The organism is Agrobacterium sp. DSM 25558 (assembly GCF_900100825.1).
GTDB lineage: Bacteria > Pseudomonadota > Alphaproteobacteria > Rhizobiales > Rhizobiaceae > Agrobacterium.
Genome location: NZ_FMUD01000024.1, coordinates 23,877 through 47,661, shown reverse-complemented (window position 1 = coordinate 47,661; position 23,785 = coordinate 23,877). Strand labels below are relative to the sequence as shown.

Genomic DNA, 23,785 nt, shown 5'->3' with positions numbered 1-23,785 from the left:
GTTGATAGAGAGCGCTTGGGAGGCGCTTATTTTAAATCCAAGCATCGGCCCGAAAACCGCTTCACACTTTTCGGGCCGATGCTCTAAAGCTTCTGGTTCAGATAGGCGAGAAACGCCGCGATATTGTCCTCGTCGCGCTCATAAAAATTCCATTGCCCGACCTTTCGCGACCGTACCAGGCCCGCAGCCTGCAATGCGGCGAGGTGGGAGGATACCGTCGATTGGGAAAGACCGCTGATCTCGAACTGATGCGCGCACACGCCCATGGTAAACGGGTGTGCCTGATTGAAATGCTGGTCCGGCTCTTTCAGCCATTCCAGAAATTTCAACCGCACCGGATGAGCAATGGCCTTCAGGGCGTCTTCGTGGTTCATGTCGTTTCCGTATATCTGTCCATAACGATATTTATATCGACAGTTATCGATATCAAGGGGAGGAGCAAATTTTGATTGTGCCACTGGCAAAAAAAAGGCCGCTGGATTGCTCCGCGGCCTGACAGTTTTGAAGGTCGAAACCTCCAGAGGGGAACAGCTGACCGACGCAAAAGCATCCGCACCAGCTATCTTCAATATGGAAATCTAAGCCGCTCTTAACAAGGGCGTTTTGTTTAATAAACGTCCGGTCGCAGAAAAAATATTGCGGGCAAAAAAAGAGGGCCACCGGATTGCTCCAGGGCCCTTATAAGTGTGAAGGTTATAAAAACCTCCAGAGGGGAACAGCTGACGCGGCGGAACTGGGAGGAAAAGCCGCCGTGTGCATCAGCTGTGTGCGATATGTTGCTTTTTTGGGCAGCAAACAACTCTTTTTTGTGCAGGCCAGCCATGCGTCCGGTGCATCGCTATCATTTGCAGTCATATTTATTTCGCAAATCTTCCTACCGCGACGCGAATCGGATGATCGTGCTGCTTTGGCTAAGTTGTTGTTGCGGTTTATATGTTAGTGAATTTTTCCGCTGCGTATGACATCAGAAATTCCAGTTGCGCGCTTTTGCGACCACGAAGTCTCGGAAAACTTTCAGCTTCGCTGCATTCTTCAACTCGTCGGGATAGCAAAAATACGTATCGAACGAGGGGATATCGGCGGGCAGGGACAACTGTATAAGGCCCGGGTCGCGCCCGACAATATAGTCAGGCAGGCAGGCGATGCCGATTCCCAGCAGGCAGGCCCGCTTGATGGAGGTCTGGCTGTTGATCTGCAGATGTGCGGTGCGGGTGTTATCGGACGAGCGTCCGGCGTTTTCCAGCCAGTTCACGTCGAGAAGATAATTGGGTGCCGGCTCGCCAAACGATATGACCTTGTGATTATCGAGGTCCTCGATCGACTGGGGCTCTCCGTAACGATTGATATAGGAGGGGGCCGCATAGACGTGCATGTGCACGGTGAACAGCTTGCGCTGGATGAGATCCGATTGCTGCGGCTGGCGCAGACGGATGGCACAGTCCGCATGGCGCATGTTCACGTCGATTTCTTCATTATCGAGAATGAGCTGGATCGACATGTCAGGATAAAGCTGAAGGAATTCCTGCACCTTGTCCGTCAGCCAGCCTTGGCCGAGGCCGACAGTAGTGGTGACGCGCAGCTTGCCGCTCGGCTTTTCCGTCGTTTCCGTCAACTGCATCTTGACGGTTTCGAGCTTCAGCAAAACGTCATGCGCTGTTCTGTACAGCAACTCGCCCTGTTCCGTCAGGATGAGGCCGCGCGCATGGCGGTGGAACAGCTTGACGCCGACATCCTGCTCCAGCGCGCTGACCTGGCGGCTGATGGCCGACTGGGACAAATGCAGCTTATCTGCAGCGTGGGTGAAGGAACCAGCTTCGGCAGCCGCATGAAAGATGCGCAGTTTGTCCCAGTCCAATGGCAGAGGCATGCGGTGTTTAGCCCTTCTTATTCAGCGGCAATGGCAAGCGGGGCTTGCGCTGCGAGAAAACGTTCCACCTCAAGAGCGGCCATGCAACCCATGCCGGCGGCAGTTATGGCCTGCCTATATGTATCATCCGTCACATCGCCTGCCGCAAAAATTCCCTCGACATCGGTCGCCGTCGAATCGGGTGCAGTCCACATATAGCCGTTCGGCTTCAACTTTACCTTGTCTTTAAACAGTTCCACCGCAGGCGCATGGCCGATGGCCACGAATACACCGTGGATCGGCATGTCGGTGATCTCACCGGTATTGGTATTGCGGATTTTCGCACCGGTTACCGAAGGCGGCATGGGGTGCTTGGCAGGCGTGCCGGTAATCTCGGCGATCTCGCTGTTCCAGATGATGTTGACATTGTCCTTCGCGAAAATACGTTCCTGAAGGATCTTTTCTGAGCGGAAGCTGTCACGGCGGTGCACGACCGTAACTGACTTGGCGATGTTGGACAGGTAAAGCGCTTCTTCCACCGCCGAATTACCGCCGCCAACGACGATCACGTCTCTGTTGCGATAGAAAAAGCCATCGCATGTCGCGCAGGCGGAAACACCGAAGCCTTGAAACTGCTGCTCGCTCTCTATGCCCAGCCACTTGGCTTTCGCGCCCGTGCATATGATCAATGTATCCGCAGTCCAGACCGCGCCGGAATCGGTTTTGACGGTAAAGGGCCGCCGCGTCGTCTCGACATCCGTCACCAGATCGTTGACGATTTCAGCGCCGACATGGGTTGCCTGCTTCAGCATCTGGTCCATCAGGAATGGCCCCTGGATTGGGTCGGCATAACCAGGGTAGTTTTCCACATCGGTGGTGATCATTAACTGGCCGCCCTGTTCCATGCCGGCAATGAGAACGGGCTCCAGCATGGCGCGCGCCGCATAAATCGCGGCGGTGTAGCCGGCGGGGCCGGAGCCGATGATCAGGACCTTGGTATGGCGGGCAGACATGGAACGTTCCTTTCAAACAGGGGCTGCCAGACATCCGAGCCCAACATACTGGCTCCATCACGATGCGCCCCTTCACTGCCAAGTATTTAAGAGTGTCCAGAGACGATATTCAAGGGCAGCCTTGCATTACCAACAGGGCATAAGGCCATGTACACGTAATTTTGTGTCGCGGCGCGGCAGGATTATTGCGAATCCCGTCGTGAAGAGTAGAAGGAAGCATCAAACTGAACAAGGAAGAGCAGAGTGGCCAGCGTTGACCTCGATGCCATCGATCTAAAAATACTGCGTGAACTGCAGCGCGACGGACGGATGACCAATGTCGATCTCGCAGACCGCGTCGGTATCTCCGCACCCCCCTGCCTGCGACGCGTGCGCAAGCTGGAAGAGGCAGGCATCATCGAAGGCTATCACGCCATGCTGAACGCCCCAAAGCTCGGCTTCGACCTCGTGGCTTTCTGCATGGTGGGGCTGAAGCGCCAGTCCGAAACCAACCTGAAAGCCTTCGCCGCCGCCACAGACCGCTGGCCCCTGGTACGCCAAGCCTGGATGGTCTCCGGTGACAGCGATTACCTGCTGCACTGCGTCGCCGAAAACCTGACCCAGTTCCAGGACTTCGTCATCGAAGTGCTCACGGCGGATGAGCACGTGGATACCGTGCGAACCATGCTGACGATCAGGCAGGTGAAGCGGGCAGGGCTGGTTGGGGTTTAATAGACGTCCCTTATTCTATTCATTGATTTTCAGTTGCCGGGAAAAAATATGGACCTCGACATCACCATCGTAGCAGGCCGCCGTCCTGAGCTTTTGCAGCGGACGCTTGAAAGCTTTTCTCAAAACGCATTCAAATTTCACAACGTCGTCAACGTCTACGCCAATATCGATCCCATTTTTGGCACGGAAGAAGATGAGGCGCGCTGCATCGCTCTGCTTCACCAACATTTCGCGTCACCCGTCATCTACACACCAGAAGCCGCAGGGTTCGGTGCTGCCGTAAAGCGACTGTGGCAGGGTACGACTGCCGACTACGTCTTCCATCTGGAAGACGACTGGATTGCCCTCGACACACTGGACGAGCGGGTAGAGGCAAATTTCAGCGATACCGTGAAGCAAGTATCTTTCCACAGCGCCAGCCAGAATTGGGACATTAGTAAAAGAGGGCATCTGCACCGTGGAAAGCGCTATTGGAAGTTCGCCGGAATAAGAGTGCCGCGAAGCTCCTTCACCAAATTCACCACGTCGCCTTCCATCATCGATGGCACGGTCGCACGCTGCAGCGCAGAACTGATGAACCCGGCCTTCGACCCCGAAAAGCAGTTCTATTCCAACGTGAATAAGGCGTTGGAAACCTACATCGCCAGCTTCGACAACTACATCTTTTCCCCCGCCGGTATTCCTGTGGTAGAAGACACCGGTCGTGACTGGCGCGACCAGCGCGGCATTCAGAAAAAGATCATCAATGCTGCAAGTTCTTGGGTGAGTGAGTAGCTGAAAACGCCGAAGCGATCATAGAAGTATAGAATGGCACAGCTTGATATAGTCGTTGTAAATCTGGCGCGCTCCGTTGAGCGCAGAACAGCCATGACGGCGCTCTTGGACCCGCTTGGACTGCCCTACGGCTTTTTCGAAGCCGTGGATGGAAAAGCCGGGAAACATCCCCTGTTTGATCGCTTCGATCCGCGCATGGCCGAGATTCGTCGCGGATTTACACTGACGCCTAGTGAACTGGGATGTTATGCCAGCCATCACCTGCTTTGGGAACGTTGCGTCGCCGAAAATAGATCGCTGCTGATTTTCGAAGACGATATCGCATTGAACGACAACTTTCTTGCCGCTTATCAAGCAGCCCTAGAGAATATCGACAAATATGGGCTCCTACGCTTCTCCGGGCACAAGGTGCGCCCTTGGACGCAAATCCAGACTGTCGCAGATGGTCTCGATATTGTTCGCTTGAAGATTGGCCCACATGGTACGTCGTGTTATGCGATCTCACCGATTGCCGCGAAAAAGCTGATAGATTCCGCTCGAGTCTGGTTCGAACCTGTGGACTGCCATCTGGATCGTTTTTGGACGCACCATGTCAATTGTTTCGGATTTTCGCCATGGCCAGTCATCCATGCGGCGGAAACAGCGGAGCAATCGGAAATATGGCAGGGCGCTCAGCGGGATAAAAAATCCAGACGGTTTCGAAAATTGCGCGCCTTGTATCGTGCAGGAGACGATATCGGTCGATTTTTCTCCAATTTGAGGTATCTGGGACGATGGAACGACTGAGGCCTAGCACCAGGTTCAGTTCCTATAGATACCTGTGACAACCAACCAAAAGAGCGACCTGTGATCATTACCCGTATTGTTGGCGGCCTTGGCAATCAGATGTTTCAATACGCGGCCGGTAGCGCCCTCTCGCTCGCCAGCGGGCAGCCGTTAAAGCTCGATCTGACGGAAATGGATCGCTACAAGCTCCGCGCGCTGCAACTCGACCAGTTCAACATCAAGGGTGATATCGCAAGTTTAGATGAAGTTCCCGCCAGACAACGAAACAGTCTTTTCGGTCGCATCGTGACATCCATGAAAAACCGAAGCCGCGTTCCGCAAAGGGTGGAAAAATCGGCGCAGTTTGATCCGGCGATCTTACTCATTCGCGAGCCAGTACATCTCACCGGATACTGGCAGACGGAAAAATACTTTGCAGATTATGCTGATATTATCCGTGAGGATTTTTCTTTGAAACAGCCCTACAGCGCGGAACGGCAGAAAACGCTGACAATGATTGCCGAGGCGCAGTCTCCCGTATCGGTCCATGTCAGGCGCGGCGATTACGTAACAAACCCGACGGCCAACTCTATCCACGGCACCTGCGAACCTGAGTGGTACGCGGCAGCCATGCAGAACATGGCATCAACAATAAAGGACGCCACCTTCTTTGTTTTTTCCGACGACCCGCAATGGGCACGGCAAAATCTGGCCACTATCGACAAAATGACATTCATCGAGCCCCAGTCAGATGGCCGAGACGGAGAGGACATGCACCTTATGGCAGCATGCCACTCCCATATCATAGCCAACAGCACATTTAGCTGGTGGGGTGCGTGGCTCAATCCCCGCCAGGACAAACGTGTCATCGCGCCAGCCCGCTGGTTTCGTTCGCAAGCACATGATGATAGGGATTTGGTGCCGGAAAATTGGGAACGGCTTTAGGTCTTATGCTGACACATAGACGGAGATGGCATGAACATCCATGTTGTTGGCGATAGTCATTCTGCGTATTGTTATGAGAATTTTCTCGAAACGCAGATTTATTGGCTAGGCCCCGTTACGATGCACCGTTTTGCAAGAGATGGTTTTGATGTTTTGGACCAGCTTTTGCCGACCTTATCAAAAGAAGATTTTTTGATGGTGGTTGTCGGAGAAATCGATATTCGATGCCATGTTGTTGGCGTCGCGGCGAAGAAGGGTCGGGATGTCGAGGACGTTTGTCGTGAGCTTGCGACAAATTTCGTTGAGAAGTTGACTGCTTACACCGAGAGACACGGTATCAACGCTATTATTTCTCAACCCATGTTCCCAGCGAATCGTCGTCCAAACCCCGATCTCCCTTTTGTGGGAACAGTGGAGGAACGAGTTGAAGCTCATTATTTTCTAAGCTCCTTCTTGTCAGAGCAATGTCGCGTAAAAAATATATCTTTTTTAAAGTTACCGTCCGAGTTTCGGGGTCGCGATGGTTTGCTTGCGCGCAAATATTCCGACGATGGGGTGCACATCGTACCATGTGAGGCCGCACCCCTCGTGAAATCTCTGCAAAAACTGATCGGGAGAAAATGTCGTTTTAAACGAGATATCATTCTCATTTTGAAACGAAGATTTCGCTATTATACGGGTCAGAAGTTAAGGCGTCAGGGTATCCCCAAATCGCAGCCGCTTGAGTTTTTTAACTCTGGCATCACTTCTGAATAGGTCAGCCATTTTTCTTAAATTTATATATTCCGCATCCGAATCGCAGTCCGCTGTAGCTGTCGTGAACCAGCTGATTTAGCACCAACTCACCTTTATCGTTGACGTAGTCAAAGCTCTGCAAATGTAGTTCACCCGAGATTTCAGCGTAGGACAATATTTCGGCAGGCGAAAAGACACGATGCGCGTTGAAATGGACCTGTGAGCGTTCGGCTATCGGAAAACTGATATAAAGAGTACCGCCGGGTTTCAGCATTTTAACGAGATTAGCGATGCCCTTCCGATGCCCGTCCACGTCTACAGGATCGCCATATCGTCCTAAGCCGAAATGTTCGATTGCATGGAGGCAAGATAAGGAATCTGTGATATTTCCGTCGGTTTCCTGGGTGAGGTCCGCTTGCCTGAATTTGATGTTGCTGTGGCCGACTGGTGGTAATGGTTGCACGTCTAAGACCTCAATCTCACGAAAAGAGGCTACATGCGCGACAAATCCGTCGACTCTGGAGCCGACGTCGATGTGGCGCTCCGGTTTTGCTTCGAAAATATATTTTGCCACAAGCAGGTCCTGATGGAAATAGTGGCCCTTCGCGACGCCTGCATTATCGGCAAAATCCTCCAGAATCATGCGTTGTTTGTCTATGGAGCCACCTTGCGAGAGCCACTCTTTTCTATCTCTGTGAAAGCGTTTGAGAAATTTGTAGTTGGCAATTTTTTTGGTGTCGATGCCGCACATGTGCGCACCTTTAACCAATTCTTTAAAGACGCTCATCGTACACATATCGCCGCTTTTTTACGTCTCTCTTAATTTCTACCACCGGAGAGTCGGTCTAAGAGTTTTCTCGTTTTTCTCTTCCATCGATATTTGGGTTTGATGAAATATCGTTCGCATTCCAGCGTGGTCCGATTGCCAGCCGAAGACGTTTCCAGCTTTGCTTGATTTGACAGGATGTTAAACAAATTGTTGTCTTGGAGAACAAGGCTGCGGGCTTCTTCAAGCGCCGGAGTGGCGTTTTCGGCAACGTCCGACTCAATAAGCCTTTTGATAATCTGGATCGACCTTTCAGCATCCTCAATGTCGATTTTCGTCAGAGAATTCTCAGGAACATAGTCTGAGATGTTCGGGCATCCGTAATAAATTGGGTATGTGAGCGAGAGGTATGGATCCGACAGTTTTTCGGTCCAGTAATGCTCGTAGCAACTGTTCTCTATCGCTATGTGGTAACGATAGTCGTTGAGAACCTGAGTCTTGTCGCCGAATCCGTTTATATTCCTGCCAAAGACATCGACCTCATCTCCAAAATAATCCTTGAGTCTCTGAACGAATGCCAATCGTGCGCGATGGCCTTCTGTGTACGCCTTGCTAGAGGAGACAACCGAGATCGATTTGGTTTTTGCCGGTCGAAAAGATTCGAACGTTTTGTAATTCATCGGGTTGGTGCGAAGGTCTCCGTTGTCGTCCCAGGCCCCGATATGCCATGGCAGACCAACTTGCCCTATTTTTACATTAGGGTGTTGGGTCGATCTATCGGTGGTCAGAATGGTGTCGAACTGAGATAAAAATCCAGCATCGTATTGCTTTATACTCCGAGGCTCCGAGGCTACAAACACGCTTCGCTTGGGCTGAATACCTGCGAGATTCGTAGGTATGGCGTCAAAGACAAAAACAACGTCACAATCTTGAAAATCACCTGAAAAAACGAACTCTACATCTCGCCAGGTCGTTATTCCATCTGGCAACTGTCGCTCCCAATGCCACTCAGGGGAAGAGGACACAAATCCAGCTTTTACAGACATTTAAACGCCTTAATTCCGGTAATCGGAGACATACTCAAAGTCTGTCCTCACGCTGGAGTGTTGTTTTCAACAAAAAATTTGTGTGTCGAAGTGATACCCTTCAGCATCGATATAGTCGGCTTCCACCCCATAGCCCTCAACTTCTCCGCGCTCATCAACTTCCTCGGCGTGCCGTCCGGCTTGCTCAAATCATGCTTGATCTCGCCCTCAAATCCAACAATTTCGCAAATCAGCTTCGTTAGATCGAGGATGGAGATGTCTTCGCCACTGCCGACGTTGACATGGCTTTCGTCGGAATAGGTCTTCATCAGGAAGACCAGCGCATCGGCGCAGTCGTCGGCGTGGAGAAATTCGCGGCGGGGGGTGCCGGTGCCCCAGATGGTCATGTCCTTGTCGCCGCGGGTCTTTGCTTCATGCGCCTTGCGGATGAGTGCGGGTAGGACGTGGCTGGAGGTCAGGTCGAAGTTATCGCCGGGGCCGTAGAGGTTCGTCGGCATGGCAGAGATGAAGTCGCATCCGTATTGTTTGCGATAGGCCTGTGTCAGCTTGATGCCAGCGATCTTGGCGATGGCATACCATTCATTCGTGGGTTCCAGCGCGCCGGTCAGCAGGGCGTCTTCGGTGATCGGCTGGTCTGCGAATTTCGGGTAGATGCAGGAAGAACCTAGGAAGAGGAGCTTTTCCACCCCGGCGCGGTAGGAGGACTCGATGATGTTGGCTTCGATCATCAGGTTCTCATAGAGAAATTCTGCCGGGCGGGTGTCGTTGGCCAGAATGCCGCCGACTTTTGCGGCCGCCAGGAAAACGGCTTGCGGTTTGTTGTTTGCCATCCATGCGGAAACCTGCGCCTGGTTGCGCAAGTCCACCTCATCGCGACCAACCGTCAGAATGTCGCAACCCTCTTGCTGCAAGCGCCGAACAATGGCCGAGCCGACCATGCCGCGATGGCCTGCGACCCAAACCCGTTTGCCCTTGAGGTCGTAGAGGCTCATGCTCAAGCGCCCTTCGTCACGATGTCCGATTGCATGATGCGCAGATCTTCCACCACCATTTCCCGTGCCAGTTCACGCACGCTCGTCTCATGTTTCCAACCCAGCTTCTCGTGTGCCTTGGTCGGGTCGCCGATCAGCAGTTCGACTTCGGTCGGGCGGAAGTAGCGTGGGTCGACTTCGACCAGAACCTTACCGGTGTCGGTATCGATGCCCTTTTCGTCGACGCCTTCGCTCTGCCATTTCAGGTTGATGCCAACATCTTCGAAGGCCCATTCCACGAATTGGCGCACGGGTGTCGTTTCACCTGTTGCCAGAACGTAGTCGTCCGGTTGGTCCTGCTGCATCATCAGCCACATGCCGCGCACATATTCCTTGGCGTGGCCCCAGTCGCGTTTCGCATCGAGATTGCCGAGATAGAGTTTTTCCTGACGCCCGAGCTTGATGGCTGCTGCTGCGCGCGTGATCTTGCGCGTGACGAAGGTTTCGCCGCGCAGGGGGCTCTCGTGGTTGAACAGGATGCCGTTTGAGGCATGCAGGCCGTAAGCTTCGCGGTAATTAACCACAATCCAGTAGGCATAGAGCTTTGCCGCTGCATAGGGGCTGCGTGGATAGAACGGCGTAGTTTCGCGTTGCGGAACTTCCTGAACCAGACCGTAAAGCTCTGATGTCGACGCCTGATAGAAGCGGGTCTTCTTTTCCAGCTTGAGTATGCGGATTGCTTCCAGCAAACGCAGGGTGCCGATGCCGTCTGCATTGGCCGTGTATTCCGGTGTCTCGAAGGAGACCTGCACATGGCTTTGTGCGGCGAGGTTATAAATCTCGTCCGGCTGGGTTTCTTGCACGATGCGGATGAGATTGGTCGCGTCCGTCATGTCACCGTAATGAAGGAAAAACCTTGGGTTTTCCTCATGTGGATCCTGATAGATGTTTTCGATACGTCCGGTGTTAAACGATGAGGAGCGGCGCTTGATGCCGTGGACGATGTACCCCTTATCCAGCAACAATTGCGCCAGATAGGCACCGTCTTGGCCTGTGACGCCAGTAATGAGGGCGACCTTCGCTTCGTCAGACATTCAATCCGCTTTCTTCTATCGCACTATGCGGCCTCAAGCGCTCTACGCTTCATTGGCCCTGGATGCTGCTCTTTTAAGCGCACGTTATTTGCTTGTGCGATATCTCAAGTCGAGTGCAAAATAAACATCAGATTTTAGAGGGCATTTCTACCGGCGGCAAATCTCTGCGCTATTTCGACTCATTTCAACTGTCGTGATTTGGCAAATCTCTGTTTGTGTCTGCCGGCAATGAACTTGTCCATGAGCAGCCGGTATTGCTTTGCGAGGCCGTAATACCAGCGCCTCTTATGCGTGTTCCGCCGCTGTCCAGCGCCTGCAACAATCTGGCTTGCTGCGTCCGTGGTGGTAACGGGTGCCGGCCAGAACGAGTACCCATGTCCGGCGCGGGTCAGCCAGTAACGGAAGTAATTGTCCACAGGCGCAAAAATCTCGCGGTGTTCTTCAACGAAAAGCCGTGCGCCTTCGCGTGACCAGACGATGGCGCTTGTCGTCATCGGGAAGTAATGGGCAGCGACAAGTTGGCACGCGTGGCCATCGATGCTGTAGTCAGCGATGGGCGTGGCGATCTTCAGCTTGTTGTTGCCGATATTGATCAGGCGCCATTCCGGATCGACGGCTTCCAGCTCTGGCAATGCCTGTTCCAGCAGCGCGACGGGGTTGCAGAGCGGTAGAGCATCGTCTTCCAGAACAAGCGCATAGTCGGCATCGGATTGAAGAAACTGTTTTGCCACTTTGAGGTGGCTGTAGTAACAGCCGATTTCGCCGCCGACGAGGCTGCGGCCCATATATCGCTCAGCGCGATCGGCATTGTAGTCGCTGACCGTGGCCAGATCGAGTGGACGGCCGTCTACCGCGGATACCCGCTCGAATGCAATGCCGAATGCGGCGAGTTTGTCGCTTATCGATGCAAGGCGGTCATGGCTGCCATCGAGATTGATGACGAAAATTCCAAGAGATTGCATGTCTGGCTTTATATCCTGTCTTGTCCGATATGCGAACGTGATGTCACCATCTTCCCAATATCTCGGCGAAGCCGTCTAGAACAAGCGGTTTCATTCGGCGACAATAGCGGGTGCGAGAATTCAGGAATGCACGCCTTTCCACTTGCACCGATGCGGTAACCAGAACATAAAGACCGCAATGCCTGCAAATGCTGGTTTGCGGGAGATAGAGTTGCCAAAGGCGAAGTTCAGGATAAAGACGTATGCGGGTTCATCAGTATATTTTCGGCAAAGACGGCGGCGCGGAAAAGTTCTTCGTGCATCTCGTTGGTGCTCTGGCCCGGCGCGGCGTGGAGCAGACGGCGGTCATGCGTTGGAACCGCCGTTGGCGCGAAGATGTCGAGGTTCATGCCAAAGTCATCCAGAGCAACTTTCGTAACCTGTCGATCGATCGCATATTGCTTCCAATGAAGGTCTTGTCGATTGCCAAGCGTGACAAGGCGGATGCGATCATCTCCTGGTCGACGCGTGGCGCACGTCTGATGCCGGATTACAAGGGCGGCATCAAGCTGTCTCGGCTTGGCGACTACCCCACTCATCTCGGCTATTTCAAGAACACAGATATTTTGGTGTGCAACACGCCGGGTATTGGCGACCATGTGCGCAAACTCGGCTGGACGCGCGGTGTGGAGGTGATCTCCAACTTCACCGATACCACAACGGTCGCGCCGGTATCGCGGGCGTCCGTCAATACGCCCGAAGGTGTGCCGCTCGTCGTGACCATGGGGCGCTTTGTCAAGCGCAAGCGTTTCCATCTTCTCATCGAGGCCGTTGCGGCTGTGCCCGATGCCTATCTCTGGATTGTTGGTGATGGTGAGGAGCGTGAAGCGCTCGAGGCCGTCACCCGTGAGCACAAGATGGAGGAAAGAGTACGCTTTCTCGGCTGGCAAAAGGATACGAGGCCTTACGTCGCTGCGGCCGATATTTTCGTGATGCCTTCCAGTCACGAGCCGCTTGGCAATGTGATCTTTGAGGCATGGGCGCAAAACCGTGCGGTTATCTCGTCCCGTTCGGAAGGGCCTTCGTGGTTCATGCGTGACGGTGACAACGGACTGCTCGTCGATATCGACGATGTTGCCGGATACACGCGCGCCATCAACCAGTTGATCGCCGATCCCGCTCTTGCAGCAAGACTTGGCGAGAACGGTCGTGCGACGCTGGTCGGTCAGTTCTCTGAAGAGGCCGTGGCCAACGCTTACATTGATCTGTTCAAGCGGAAGCCGTAAGCGCCGCGTAAACCTTGCCGATATTTTCGGCTTCACCGTCTATCGTGAAGTTTTCCGTGACATGTGAGCGGGCAAGACCGCTTGCATGATCGCGTTTCGCCATGTCTTCCATCCACATCGCAACGGTGCGAACCATGGCATCGAGGTCGCCCCGGCTGATGATTTCACCTGTCTGAGGCTCTGCAATCAATTCCGGAAACGCGCCGACGTCAGTGGCCACAACCGGCACACCGGTTGCCATGGCCTCGAGCGGCGTCAGGCCAAAGCCTTCCCAGCGTTGCGGGGCGATGAACAGGTCGAGGGTGCGGTACCAGTCATTGATGTTGGTATGTTCACCAACGAAGAGGATGCGGTCCGCAAGCCCTGCGGCGCGGACTTTGTCTTTCAGGCCATTTTCAAACTCCACATGCGGACCGGTGGCGCGTCCTGCAATGATGGCAGACCATTCGGGTCGTTGCGGCAGCACGGCAATCATGGTGTCGACAAATAGGTCGGTGCCTTTCTGGTGGCGCACCCGGCCGAAGCAACCAGCATATTTTTGATGAGCATCCAGACCGAGGAGCCGTCTCGACAAGGCCTTATCGGCGGCAGGCGAAAAGCGCTCCGTATCGATGCCATGCATGATGACGGTGCTCGGCACCTCCAGATAGGTTGCCGTTTTGCCGTTGGTGGCGATGACCGCATCCATGCGGGAAATCAGGAACTTGGTCCAGCCACTGTGCTTGCGTTGCGACGCTGATGTGAACACCAGTTTCAGCTTCATACGCAAGATATCGCGCATCACGATACCCGGCAGCATCTCTATGTTGCGCCGCGCATGCCACACGCGCGGTTTATTGTCCGGCCCCAATTTCCAAAGCTGCCACAGATCGCGAAAGCGAACATGTGGCAGGCTGTCGGGCAAACCCGGTCCGATGGCCGCCACATCTTGCCCCTGCCTGTTTTGCACGGGCAGAAGCTGAATAATGGTGGATGTTACGCCGGAAAGCCTGCGCTTGAAATTCGGCGCAAGCACCCGGACGTTAGCCAAGTCAATGTAAGGCAAAATCGGATTCTCGGGGGAAGGGAGCTTTCGATCAGCCCCAGTTGATGGAGAGGATTTCGTAGCCGCGTGAGCCGCCGGGTGCATGCACCTCGATGCTGTCGCCCACTTCCTTGCCGATCAGCGCACGCGCGATAGGCGAGGAGATGGAGATACGGCCCTGCTTTACGTCTGCTTCCTGGTCGCCGACGATCTGATAGGTCTTCTGCTCGTTGGAATCCTCATCCACAAGCTTGATCGTGGCACCGAATTTAATCGTCGTGCCGGACATTTTCGAGAGGTCGATAACCTCGGCACGCGCCGTCAAATCTTCAAGCTCGGCAACGCGGCCTTCATTGTGGCTCTGCGCTTCCTTGGCGGCATGGTACTCGGCATTTTCGGACAGGTCGCCATGGGCGCGCGCTTCTGCAATCGCCTCGATAATCCGCGGGCGTTCTTCCTGCTGACGAAAGCGCAGTTCTTCCTGCAACTTGACGAATCCACCCTGAGTCATTGGTACTTTTTCTACCATTTTTTCTTCCTTCGCATTCAACCCGCGGCACCCGCAGACACAAAAAGAAACAGGTTCCGGAGCAAAACTACGGAACCATGTCAAAATCACAATTTGAGCGACTATATCAGAAGACCGCACCAAAATGCCAGATAATTTGAAATCGTCATTTCCGTGTAAAACTCATTGGGGAGATTTGCGCAGAGATTGACAGTTTTTGCAAGAACATATAGTGAACATACTATGAAAAAGTCTATAAAAGAGCGTCTGGCAGTTCTCTCCGATGCGGCAAAGTATGATGCGTCATGCGCCTCCAGCGGCACGACGAAGCGTAACTCGTCCGCAACGGGAGGGCTGGGTTCGACGGAAGGGTCGGGCATTTGCCATGCCTATGCACCGGATGGACGCTGCATTTCGCTGCTGAAGATTCTGCTCACCAACTTCTGCATTTACGACTGTGCCTATTGCATCAATCGCTCCTCCAGCAATGTCGAGCGGGCGCGTTTTACGGTGGAAGAGGTGGTGTGGCTGACGCTGGAATTTTACCGGCGAAATTATATTGAAGGATTATTCCTATCATCCGGCATCATTCGCTCCTCCGATCACACGATGGAGGAACTGGTGCGGGTGGCGAGAGAGTTGCGGGTGACCCATGGTTTCCGCGGCTATATCCACCTCAAGTCTATTCCCGAAGCCTCTGCTCGTCTGGTGGAAGAGGCAGGGCTTTATGCTGACCGTCTATCGATCAATATCGAGTTGCCGACGGATAGCGGTATCGGTCAGTTTGCGCCGGAAAAGCACCCCATCAATATCCGCAAATCGATGGCCGATATCCGTCTGAAGATAGAGGAAGCAGGCGAGCCGACGATCCAGACGAAACGGGTCAGAAAATTTGCGCCTGCTGGACAAAGCACCCAGATGATCGTCGGTGCCGATGGTGCCAATGATACGACTATCCTGTCCACTAGCGCGCGCCTTTATGGCAGCTATGGTTTGCGCCGCGTCTACTATTCCGCGTTCAGCCCGATCCCGGATTCGTCAAAAAATCTGCCGCTCATCAAACCGCCCTTGATGCGTGAGCATCGGCTGTATCAGGCCGATTGGCTCTATCGATTCTATGGTTTCGATATCGATGAAATTGCCTCTACGCAGAAGGATGGCATGCTGGATCTGGATATCGACCCAAAGCTTGCCTGGGCATTGGCAAACCGTCAGCAGTTTCCCGTTGATGTGAACAAGGCGGATCGCGAGACGTTGCTGCGCGTGCCGGGCTTTGGCACGAAGACGGTGAAATCCATTCTGTCGTCGCGCCGCTTTCGACAATTGCGGCTGGAAGATATTGCCCGTTTTGGCGTTTCCCTGAAAAAGGTCAAAGCCTTCGTGGTGGCAGGCGGATGGTCACCGGGCAAATTGACGGAGCGGCCCGATTTGCGCGACATGTTTGCGCCGCAGCCTGAACAATTGTCGTTGCTGTAATGTATAGAGTCTCACTGGAGGGGCGGGGGGATTTTACCGAGTGGCGGGATGCGGCCCGCATTTTCCTGTCGGCCAATGTTGCTCCGCATGAGATCGAGTGGCGGTTTCAAGGTGAGGAAACCGGTCTCTTCGGGTTCGAAGAAGGAGATAGTCTCCCAAAGATCGGCGGTTCCGCTAGCGTGAATGTGCCCGCGGCCTTCATGCCGTTTGCCCAAACTATCATTTGCCACAGTGATCCAACACGCTTTGCTCTACTCTATCGCCTCTTGTGGCGTCTGGCGCAGGACAGGGCGCTGCTGGAGTTCAAGTCTGATCCTGACGTGGCCGAGGCGCGAAAGATGGAGAAGTCCGTTCGTCGTGACAGTCACAAGATGACGGCCTTCGTTCGGTTCAAGGAGGTGCCTTTGCCGCAGGACGTCGTTGGGCGACGACGTTTTATCGCGTGGTTCGAGCCTGACCATTTCATCGTTGAACGCAAGGCAGCGTTTTTCCAGCGACGCTTTACCGATATGGACTGGTTGATCGTTACCCCAAAGGGCTCGGCGCGCTGGGATGGTGAAACGATGCAGACGTCGAGGGCGGCGGCGGAAAAGCCGGATATTTCAGACGACACGGACGAGCTGTGGCGTACCTATTATGCCAATATCTTCAATCCTGCGCGGCTGAAGATCAAGGCAATGACGGCGGAGATGCCGAAAAAATACTGGAAGAACCTGCCCGAGGCGGACCTCATTCCAGACCTCATCTTGAATGCCGAGCGGCGGGTGCTTGAGATGGGTGCCAAAGCAGCGACCGAGCCGCAATTGTTTCACCATCGTCTTCAAGCGGCGGCAGACAGCAGACCAGCGCCTGGTCTTCCAGATGCCGATACGCTGGAGGGATTGAAGCAAGAGGCGCAAGGCTGCACGCTCTGTCCGTTGCACTGCAAGGCAACGCAAACGGTGTTCGGTGAGGGTCCAGCCAATGCTGACGTCATGGTCGTCGGCGAGCAACCGGGTGACTTCGAGGACTTGGCCGGGCGTCCCTTTGTCGGTCCGGCGGGCAAGGTGTTCGATCAGGTGCTAGGTGAGACCGGCCTGGATCGCAAGGCAATGTATGTCACCAATGCCGTCAAACATTTCAAATATGAGGCGCGCGGAAAGAAGCGCATTCACCAGCGGCCGGATGCCGGCGAAGTCCAGCGTTGCCGGTGGTGGCTGACGCGTGAGATCGATCTAGTGCAGCCGAAGCTCATAGTGGCCATGGGCGCGACGGCGGTTTTTTCCTTGACGGGCATGAAAGAAAAACTGTCGGATGTGCGCAGCAGACCCATGCCGATGGATGGCGGCAAGATGCTCTTTGCGACTGTCCATCCGTCCTATCTCCTGCGCATTCCTGATGAGCAAAAGAAGACAGAAGAGATGCGGCGGTTTCGGGAAGACATGCAAAGTGTTCAAAGACTTATGGACATCGGCAGAGAAACTGATTCCCGCGTTTCACATATTGGATAAGGTTATCGCACCTTGCGGTCATTGGCGGCTTTCACGAAATCAATGAAAGCTCTGAGCGGTGCCGGGACGAGCCGTCTGCCGGGATAATAGAGAAACGGGCCGGAGAAACTTTGCCACCACGGCTCAAGCACCGGTGCTAGCACGCCGCTGTCGAAATAGGGTTGCAGCCAGTCTTCGAAGAGCATGATGATGCCGGAACCCGCGATGGCCGCATCGACGGCGAGATCCGTTGCGCCGCCGATCCTGACGATCAACGGCCCGTCGGCCTCGATCAACAGGACTTCGCCATCACGCTCGAATTCCCATGGCGGTATGACACCACTGGCAAAACGGCCTCTGATACAGGCGTGTTTCAACAGGTCGCGGGGGTGGTCGGGGCGGCCAAATTTCTCGAGATAAGCGGGCGAGGCGGCGGTAGCCAAACGTTGGGTGGTTGGCCCAATCGGCACGGCAATCATGTCTTGCTGCAGGCGTTCGTCATAGCGGATGCCCGCGTCACAGCCTGCGGCCAGAATATCGACGAAGCTTTCATCGGTGATGACCTCAAGGCGGATGTCAGGGTAGGCGGCGAGAAACTGGGGTACCAGATCAGGCAGGATCAGCCTTGCTGCGCTGACTGGCACGTTGAGCCTGAGCGTGCCGGCGGGTGTGTCGCGAAAGCCGTTGACGACATCCAGTGCCGCCTCGACTTCGGTCAGCGCTGGTGCCAACCGGGCGAGAAGCCCTTGACCAGCCTCTGTGGGCAAGACACTGCGCGTGGTGCGGTTCAGCAGACGAACGCCAAGCCCGGTTTCGAGACGGCGCACCGCTTCGCTGAGGCCGGAGGCGCTGCTGCCGTTAAGCCGTGCCGCCTCGCGAAACCCGCCTGCGCGTGCCACTGCGACAAAAGCATTCAGATCATCAAGATCAATCTTCATTGTTCATATTCCCGCACAGCCCGTCCGGATTGTATCCTATTCTCTTGCATATCGACAGCGGCTATCTTCTCTCCAACATCAGGAGAACGATCATGACGAACATCGACAAGGCCGGATCATTCAAGCTCGGCAACCACACGGTCAAACGCCTCGGCTATGGTGCCATGCAATTGGCCGGTCCCGGCGTGTTTGGCCCGCCGAAGGACCATGACGGCGCACTCGCCGTTCTGCGCGCCGCCATCGAAGCCGGTGTCAACCACATCGATACCAGCGATTTCTATGGGCCGCACATCACCAATCAGTTGATCCGTGAAGCACTGCATCCCTACACGGACGATCTCGTCATCGTCACGAAAATCGGGGCCAAGCGTGGCGAGGACAAATCCTGGAACCTGGCATCCTCGCCGGAAGAGCTGACCAGCGCCGTGCATGACAATCTGCGCAACCTTGGTCTCGATGTCATGGATGTCGTCAATCTACGCGTCATGTTCGACGTGCATGGACCGGCAGAAGGCTCCATCGAGCCGCTGCTGACGCCGCTTGCCGAGTTGCAGCGTCAGGGTCTGGTGCGCCATATCGGGCTTAGCAACGTCACGGCGGCACAGGTTGAGGAGGGTCGCAAGATCGCTGACATCGTCTGCGTTCAGAACATGTACAATCTGGCCCATCGCCAGGACGACGCGCTGATCGACAGCTTGGCAGAGAATTGCATTGCCTATGTGCCGTTCTTCCCGCTGGGCGGCTTCAGCCCGCTTCAGTCTTCGGCCCTGTCGGATGTCGCGGCGCGTCTGAAGGCAACGCCGATGCAGGTCGCGCTTGCCTGGCTGTTGCGCCGCAGCCCTAACATTCTGCTGATCCCCGGCACATCATCCGTCGCTCATCTGCATGAGAACCTTAAAGCCGCTGATCTCGATCTGCCGGATGATGTCATGACCGAACTCGACGGTGTGGCTGCTGCGAACGCGGCGCGTTAACATCGCTTTATGAAACGAGAAAGGGCGCGTCACCGACGCGCCCTTTCTGTTTTTGAGATAAATTATAGGCTTATGCGAAGTAGCTCTGCAAAGGCCGCACATCCAGGCTGCCCGCTTTCAGGGCCTTGATGGCGAGTGCTGCGGATTCAGCACCGGACATCGTCGTGTAATAAGGCACCTTCTGCATCAGCGTCGCGCGGCGCAGCGACTTCGAGTCGGAGATCGCCTTGTTGCTGTCTGTGGTGTTGATGACCAGCTGGACCTGACGGTTGCGGATGGCGTCTTCGATGTGCGGACGGCCCTCCTGAACCTTGTTGATCTTTTCGGCATTGATGCCTTGTTCGGCAAGGAAGCGCTGCGTGCCGCCGGTTGCCAGAACCCTGAAGCCGATATCCACCAGAATGTGGATGGCGGGCAGAACCCGTTCCTTGTCATCATCGCGCACGGAAACGAACACCGCACCGGAGCGTGGCAGATCAACGCTTGCACCCAGCTGCGCCTTGGCAAAGGCCAATGCGAAGTCGGTATCGAGGCCGATGACTTCACCGGTGGAGCGCATTTCCGGTCCCAGCAGAATATCGACGCCGGGGAAACGCGCAAACGGGAAGACGGCTTCCTTGACGGCAATGTGCTTGAGGTTGCGCGGGTCCGGCTTTTCGCCGTAAGCCGCAATCGCTGCATCCAGCGTTTCGCCAGCCATGATACGGGCGGCGATCTTGGCAATCGGCGCGCCGATGGTCTTGGCAACGAACGGCACGGTACGCGAGGCGCGCGGGTTCACTTCCAGCACGTAGATCGTGCCGTCCTTGATGGCATATTGCACGTTCATCAGGCCACCGACATGCAGCGCCTTGGCAAGCGCTGTCGTCTGGCGTTCCAACTCGTCCAGCATGTCCTCGGAAAGCGAGCGCGATGGCAGCGAGCAGGCGCTGTCGCCGGAGTGAATACCGGCTTCTTCGATGTGTTCCATGATGCCTGATACGAAGACGTTCTCGCCATCGCACAGCGCATCCACGTCCACTTCAACGGCGTTCGTCAGGTAGCTATCGAACAGCAACGGGTTCTTGCTCAGAAGCGTGTTGATCTGGCCGGTCTTGTCGTTGGGGTAACGCTGCTTGATATCCTCAGGCACGAGGCCGGGAACCGTATCCAGCAGGTAGCTTTGCAGCATGCTTTCATTGTGAATGATCTGCATGGCGCGGCCACCGAGAACGTAGGATGGGCGTACGACCAGCGGGAAGCCGATTTCGGAGGCCACGACGCGGGCCTGCTCGACGGAATAGGCGATGCCGTTGTTCGGCTGCGCCAGATCGAGCTTCATCAGCAGCTTCTGGAAACGGTCGCGGTCTTCGGCAAGGTCGATCATATCGGGTGCCGTGCCAAGGATCGGGATACCGTTCTTTTCGAGCGCTTCGGCCAGCTTCAGCGGTGTCTGGCCGCCGAACTGTACGATGACGCCAACCAGCTCGCCCTTTTCCTGCTCAGCCCGCAGAATTTCGATCACGTCTTCGGCCGTCAGTGGCTCGAAATAGAGGCGGTCTGACGTGTCGTAGTCGGTGGAGACGGTTTCCGGGTTGCAGTTGATCATGATGGCTTCGAAGCCCGCATCCTTCAAGGCGAAGGCGGCATGGCAGCAGCAATAGTCGAACTCGATGCCCTGGCCGATACGGTTCGGGCCACCGCCGAGAATGACGACCTTCTTGCGGTCGGAAACCTGTGCTTCGGAACGAAGTTCGCCCACAAACGGTGTCTCGTAGGTCGAGTACATGTAAGCGGTAGGTGATGCGAATTCGGCAGCGCAGGTGTCGATGCGCTTGAAGACCGGGCGCACGTTGAGGCTGTTGCGAAGTTCCGCCACTTCCTTCGGACGCTTCTTGGTCAGGCTGGCAAGGCGGGCGTCGGAGAAGCCCATGGCCTTCAGCGACCGCAGGTTTTCCGCGTCCTGCGGCAAACCGTGTTCGCGCACACGCGCTTCCATGTCCACGATGGCCTTGAACTGGGCGATGAACCATGGGTCGATCTTGCTGTTTTCATGCACTTCGGCTTCGGACATGCCCATGCGCAGGGCTTGTGCGACCATGCGCAGACGGTCTGGCGTTGGTGTGCCGATGGCGGCGCGGATAGCGTTCTTGGAGCCTTCGCCTTCTTCGTAGCCGGGGATTTCGATTTCATCGAGACCGGTGAGGCCGGTTTCCATGCCGCGCAGCGCCTTCTGCAGGGATTCTGCAAAGGTACGGCCAATCGCCATGACTTCACCGACGGACTTCATGGCCGTGGTCAGAATTGGCGATGCGCCGGGGAATTTCTCGAAGGCGAAACGCGGGATCTTCGTGACGACATAGTCGATGGAGGGCTCGAACGATGCAGGTGTCGCGCCGCCGGTGATGTCGTTGTCCAGTTCGTCCAGCGTGTAGCCAACAGCGAGCTTGGCCGCGACCTTGGCAATCGGGAAGCCGGTGGCCTTGGAGGCAAGCGCGGACGAGCGCGAAACGCGCGGGTTCATTTCGATGACGACCAGACGGCCATCCTTCGGGTTGACGGCGAACTGGACGTTCGAGCCGCCGGTTTCCACGCCGATTTCGCGCAGAACCGCAATCGATGCATTGCGCATCATCTGGTATTCTTTGTCCGTCAGCGTCAACGCAGGGGCGACCGTGATCGAGTCGCCGGTGTGGACGCCCATCGGGTCGATGTTTTCGATGGAGCAGATGATGATGCAGTTGTCCGCCTTGTCGCGGACCACTTCCATTTCATATTCCTTCCAGCCGAGAACCGATTCTTCGATCAGCACTTCGGTGGTGGGCGAGGCATCGAGGCCGCCACCGATGATTTCGAAGAATTCCGAGCGGTTATAGGCAATGCCGCCGCCGGTGCCACCCATAGTGAAAGAGGGGCGGATAATGGCGGGCAAGCCGACGACATCGATGGCCTGCGCGGCGATGGCCATGGCGTGGCTGATGTAGCGCTGCTTGCGGTCCGTCTCGCCGAGGTTCCACTGGTTTTCGAGGTTGTCGAGCGCCTTGTCCAGGTCCGCGCCGGAAAGTTTGGCTTTCAGTTCTGCGCGGGCGGCTTCATGCGTCTTGCGGTCTGTGTCCTTGATGTCGGTGGCGTTGGCCAGCATCGACTTCGGTGTTTCAAGATTGATCCGCTTCATCGCTTCACGGAACAATGCGCGGTCTTCGGCCATGTCGATGGCTTCTGGCTTCGCACCGATCATCTCGACATTGTAGCGGTCCAGCACGCCCATGCGCTTCAGGGAAAGTGCTGTGTTCAGCGCGGTCTGGCCGCCCATTGTCGGCAGCAGCGCGTCCGGGCGCTCCTTGGCGATGATCTTGGCCACCACTTCCGGCGTAATCGGCTCGACGTATGTCGCGTCCGCCAGATTGGGGTCGGTCATGATGGTTGCAGGATTGGAGTTGACGAGGATGACGCGGTAGCCTTCCTCTTTCAGCGCTTTACAGGCCTGTGTGCCGGAATAATCGAACTCGCATGCCTGACCGATGACAATCGGTCCAGCGCCGATGATAAGGATGGATTTGATATCTTGGCGCTTCGGCATGGCTCTCGTTCCGCTTTTCGTGTTGCGCAAAAAACGGCCAAGGTGAAACTCACCGGCCGCGGGCGCAATTCCAATCTTTTCAGGCTAGAAGCGGCTTATAGGCAAATGTTTTGGTGAACGGAACCCCGAATCTTCGCTTTCCGACAGGAAAGTTGGCTCTGCATATAACTGTGTTGCGGGCTGATCCTTTTCGCCAGTAAAAACGTAGAGATATTTGAATGAATTACCTCCGTTTCCAAATCACAGAGCAGGGCATTTATGATTACCGTTCATTATCTCGAAAACTCCCGTGCGCACCGCATTCTCTGGCTGCTTGAAGAGCTTGGTGTCGAATACGACGTGAAGACTTATGCGCGCGGTCCCGACATGCGCGCCCCGAAGAGCCTCAAAGCCGTTCACCCCCTCGGCAAGTCTCCGGTTATCGAGGATGGTGGAAAGATTTATGCCGAAAGCGGTGCCATCATCGAATATCTGCTGGATACCTACGCAAACGGAGCGTTCCGGCCAGAACACGGCACGGATGCATATAGACGTTATTTCTACTGGCTGCATTATGCCGAGGGTTCGGCGATGCCGCTGCTGGTGATGAAACTGTTGTTTTCCCGCATTCCGCGTCAGGTGCCATTTTTCCTGCGCCCGGTGGCCAACATGATTTCAAAAGGCGTGGCCAGCCAGTTCGTCGATCCGCAACTGGCGGATCATACTGCCTATTGGGAAAGCGAGCTGGCGAAAGACGGCCTGTTTGCGGGCAGCGAACTCACCGGCGCGGATTTTGCCATGAGCTTTCCGGTAGAGGCGGCGATGAGCCGGGTGGATGGCATCAACGACCGACCGGCCATCCGCCGTTATCTCGAAACGATCCGCGCGCGCCCTGCCTATCAGCGCGCCCTTAAGAAAGGCGGCGCTTATGTTTACGCCAACAGCTGACTTGCCGGAACGCTTTG

At 55.3% G+C, this 23,785-nt stretch carries 22 protein-coding genes; 10 read left to right on the top strand and 12 right to left on the bottom strand.

Going from position 1 to position 23,785, the window contains the following annotated elements:
* Positions 1 to 83 precede the first annotated feature (83 nt).
* The 3 genes from DSM25558_RS18960 to trxB form a co-directional block, all read right to left on the bottom strand.
* On the bottom strand, positions 84 to 374 hold the full coding sequence (locus tag DSM25558_RS18960; RefSeq protein ID WP_077106246.1) for an ArsR/SmtB family transcription factor: 291 nt from the start codon (positions 372 to 374) through the stop codon (positions 84 to 86).
* A gap of 590 nt (positions 375 to 964) precedes the next feature.
* Complete coding sequence (locus tag DSM25558_RS18950; protein ID WP_077106295.1) at positions 965 to 1,861, bottom strand: LysR family transcriptional regulator VtlR; 897 nt, start codon at positions 1,859 to 1,861, stop codon at positions 965 to 967.
* 23 nt (positions 1,862 to 1,884) lie between these two features.
* On the bottom strand, positions 1,885 to 2,859 hold the full coding sequence (gene trxB / locus DSM25558_RS18945; protein WP_077106244.1) for a thioredoxin-disulfide reductase: 975 nt from the start codon (positions 2,857 to 2,859) through the stop codon (positions 1,885 to 1,887).
* 243 nt (positions 2,860 to 3,102) lie between these two features.
* Between trxB and DSM25558_RS18940 the strand changes: the two genes are divergently transcribed.
* Genes DSM25558_RS18940 through DSM25558_RS18920 form a run of 5 tightly spaced genes read left to right on the top strand, consistent with a single transcriptional unit; the run spans position 3,103 to position 6,810 of the window.
* Positions 3,103 to 3,570 (top strand): Lrp/AsnC family transcriptional regulator, encoded by a 468-nt coding sequence (locus DSM25558_RS18940; protein WP_077106243.1) that lies wholly within the window; start codon positions 3,103 to 3,105, stop codon positions 3,568 to 3,570.
* Positions 3,571 to 3,618: 48 nt separating this feature from the next.
* Entirely contained in the window at positions 3,619 to 4,344 is a 726-nt protein-coding gene (locus DSM25558_RS18935; protein WP_077106242.1) for a glycosyltransferase family 2 protein, read from the top strand.
* Positions 4,345 to 4,377: 33 nt separating this feature from the next.
* Positions 4,378 to 5,130 (top strand): glycosyltransferase family 25 protein, encoded by a 753-nt coding sequence (locus DSM25558_RS18930; RefSeq protein ID WP_077106241.1) that lies wholly within the window; start codon positions 4,378 to 4,380, stop codon positions 5,128 to 5,130.
* Positions 5,131 to 5,190: 60 nt separating this feature from the next.
* Positions 5,191 to 6,054, top strand: a complete 864-nt coding sequence (locus tag DSM25558_RS18925; protein WP_077106240.1) for an alpha-1,2-fucosyltransferase — start codon at positions 5,191 to 5,193, stop codon at positions 6,052 to 6,054.
* A gap of 30 nt (positions 6,055 to 6,084) precedes the next feature.
* Positions 6,085 to 6,810, top strand: a complete 726-nt coding sequence (locus DSM25558_RS18920; protein WP_077106239.1) for a hypothetical protein — start codon at positions 6,085 to 6,087, stop codon at positions 6,808 to 6,810.
* A gap of 1 nt (position 6,811) precedes the next feature.
* Here the strand turns inward: DSM25558_RS18920 and DSM25558_RS18915 are convergent, their stop codons facing one another.
* The 5 genes from DSM25558_RS18915 to DSM25558_RS18895 form a co-directional block, all read right to left on the bottom strand.
* On the bottom strand, positions 6,812 to 7,576 hold the full coding sequence (locus DSM25558_RS18915) for a DUF268 domain-containing protein (protein ID WP_077106238.1): 765 nt from the start codon (positions 7,574 to 7,576) through the stop codon (positions 6,812 to 6,814).
* A gap of 32 nt (positions 7,577 to 7,608) precedes the next feature.
* Entirely contained in the window at positions 7,609 to 8,601 is a 993-nt protein-coding gene (locus tag DSM25558_RS18910; protein ID WP_083716573.1) for a glycosyltransferase family 10 domain-containing protein, read from the bottom strand.
* A gap of 47 nt (positions 8,602 to 8,648) precedes the next feature.
* Entirely contained in the window at positions 8,649 to 9,593 is a 945-nt protein-coding gene (locus DSM25558_RS18905; RefSeq protein ID WP_077106236.1) for a GDP-L-fucose synthase, read from the bottom strand.
* Positions 9,594 to 9,595: 2 nt separating this feature from the next.
* On the bottom strand, positions 9,596 to 10,666 hold the full coding sequence (gene gmd, locus DSM25558_RS18900; protein ID WP_077106235.1) for a GDP-mannose 4,6-dehydratase: 1,071 nt from the start codon (positions 10,664 to 10,666) through the stop codon (positions 9,596 to 9,598).
* A gap of 179 nt (positions 10,667 to 10,845) precedes the next feature.
* The gene (locus DSM25558_RS18895) at positions 10,846 to 11,628 is read right to left on the bottom strand and encodes a glycosyltransferase family 25 protein (RefSeq protein WP_077106234.1); all 783 of its coding nucleotides are present in this window, start codon (positions 11,626 to 11,628) and stop codon (positions 10,846 to 10,848) included.
* Between the two features lie 242 nt (positions 11,629 to 11,870).
* Between DSM25558_RS18895 and DSM25558_RS18890 the strand changes: the two genes are divergently transcribed.
* The gene (locus tag DSM25558_RS18890) at positions 11,871 to 12,893 is read left to right on the top strand and encodes a glycosyltransferase (protein WP_077106233.1); all 1,023 of its coding nucleotides are present in this window, start codon (positions 11,871 to 11,873) and stop codon (positions 12,891 to 12,893) included.
* Here the strand turns inward: DSM25558_RS18890 and DSM25558_RS18885 are convergent.
* Positions 12,877 to 13,938 carry a glycosyltransferase family 4 protein gene (locus DSM25558_RS18885; RefSeq protein ID WP_244554255.1) on the bottom strand — a complete coding sequence of 354 codons (1,062 nt, stop codon included), beginning with the start codon at positions 13,936 to 13,938 and terminating at the stop codon, positions 12,877 to 12,879. The two genes, DSM25558_RS18890 and DSM25558_RS18885, sit on opposite strands and share 17 nt — an antisense overlap.
* Positions 13,939 to 13,969: 31 nt before the next feature.
* On the bottom strand, positions 13,970 to 14,446 hold the full coding sequence (gene greA, locus DSM25558_RS18880) for a transcription elongation factor GreA (protein ID WP_067645116.1): 477 nt from the start codon (positions 14,444 to 14,446) through the stop codon (positions 13,970 to 13,972).
* A 222-nt stretch (positions 14,447 to 14,668) separates the two neighbouring features.
* Between greA and DSM25558_RS18875 the strand changes: the two genes are divergently transcribed.
* Positions 14,669 to 15,901 carry a putative DNA modification/repair radical SAM protein gene (locus DSM25558_RS18875; RefSeq protein WP_077106232.1) on the top strand — a complete coding sequence of 411 codons (1,233 nt, stop codon included), beginning with the start codon at positions 14,669 to 14,671 and terminating at the stop codon, positions 15,899 to 15,901.
* Positions 15,901 to 17,391 (top strand): UdgX family uracil-DNA binding protein, encoded by a 1,491-nt coding sequence (locus tag DSM25558_RS18870; protein WP_077106231.1) that lies wholly within the window; start codon positions 15,901 to 15,903, stop codon positions 17,389 to 17,391. The genes DSM25558_RS18875 and DSM25558_RS18870 overlap by 1 nt, the downstream gene beginning before the upstream one ends.
* 2 nt (positions 17,392 to 17,393) lie before the next feature.
* Here DSM25558_RS18870 and DSM25558_RS18865 read toward each other — a convergent pair whose 3' ends face one another.
* Entirely contained in the window at positions 17,394 to 18,308 is a 915-nt protein-coding gene (locus DSM25558_RS18865) for a LysR family transcriptional regulator (RefSeq protein ID WP_077106230.1), read from the bottom strand.
* Between the two features lie 92 nt (positions 18,309 to 18,400).
* Between DSM25558_RS18865 and DSM25558_RS18860 the strand changes: the two genes are divergently transcribed.
* On the top strand, positions 18,401 to 19,282 hold the full coding sequence (locus DSM25558_RS18860; RefSeq protein WP_077106229.1) for an aldo/keto reductase family oxidoreductase: 882 nt from the start codon (positions 18,401 to 18,403) through the stop codon (positions 19,280 to 19,282).
* Between the two features lie 70 nt (positions 19,283 to 19,352).
* Here the strand turns inward: DSM25558_RS18860 and carB are convergent, their stop codons facing one another.
* Positions 19,353 to 22,841: a carbamoyl-phosphate synthase large subunit gene (gene carB, locus DSM25558_RS18855; RefSeq protein WP_077106228.1), complete on the bottom strand. Its 3,489-nt coding sequence runs from the start codon at positions 22,839 to 22,841 to the stop codon at positions 19,353 to 19,355.
* 258 nt (positions 22,842 to 23,099) lie between these two features.
* On the opposite strand from carB, the gene DSM25558_RS18850 reads away from it, so the two are divergent.
* The gene (locus DSM25558_RS18850) at positions 23,100 to 23,768 is read left to right on the top strand and encodes a glutathione S-transferase (protein ID WP_077106227.1); all 669 of its coding nucleotides are present in this window, start codon (positions 23,100 to 23,102) and stop codon (positions 23,766 to 23,768) included.
* The last annotated feature ends 17 nt before the right edge of the window (positions 23,769 to 23,785 follow it).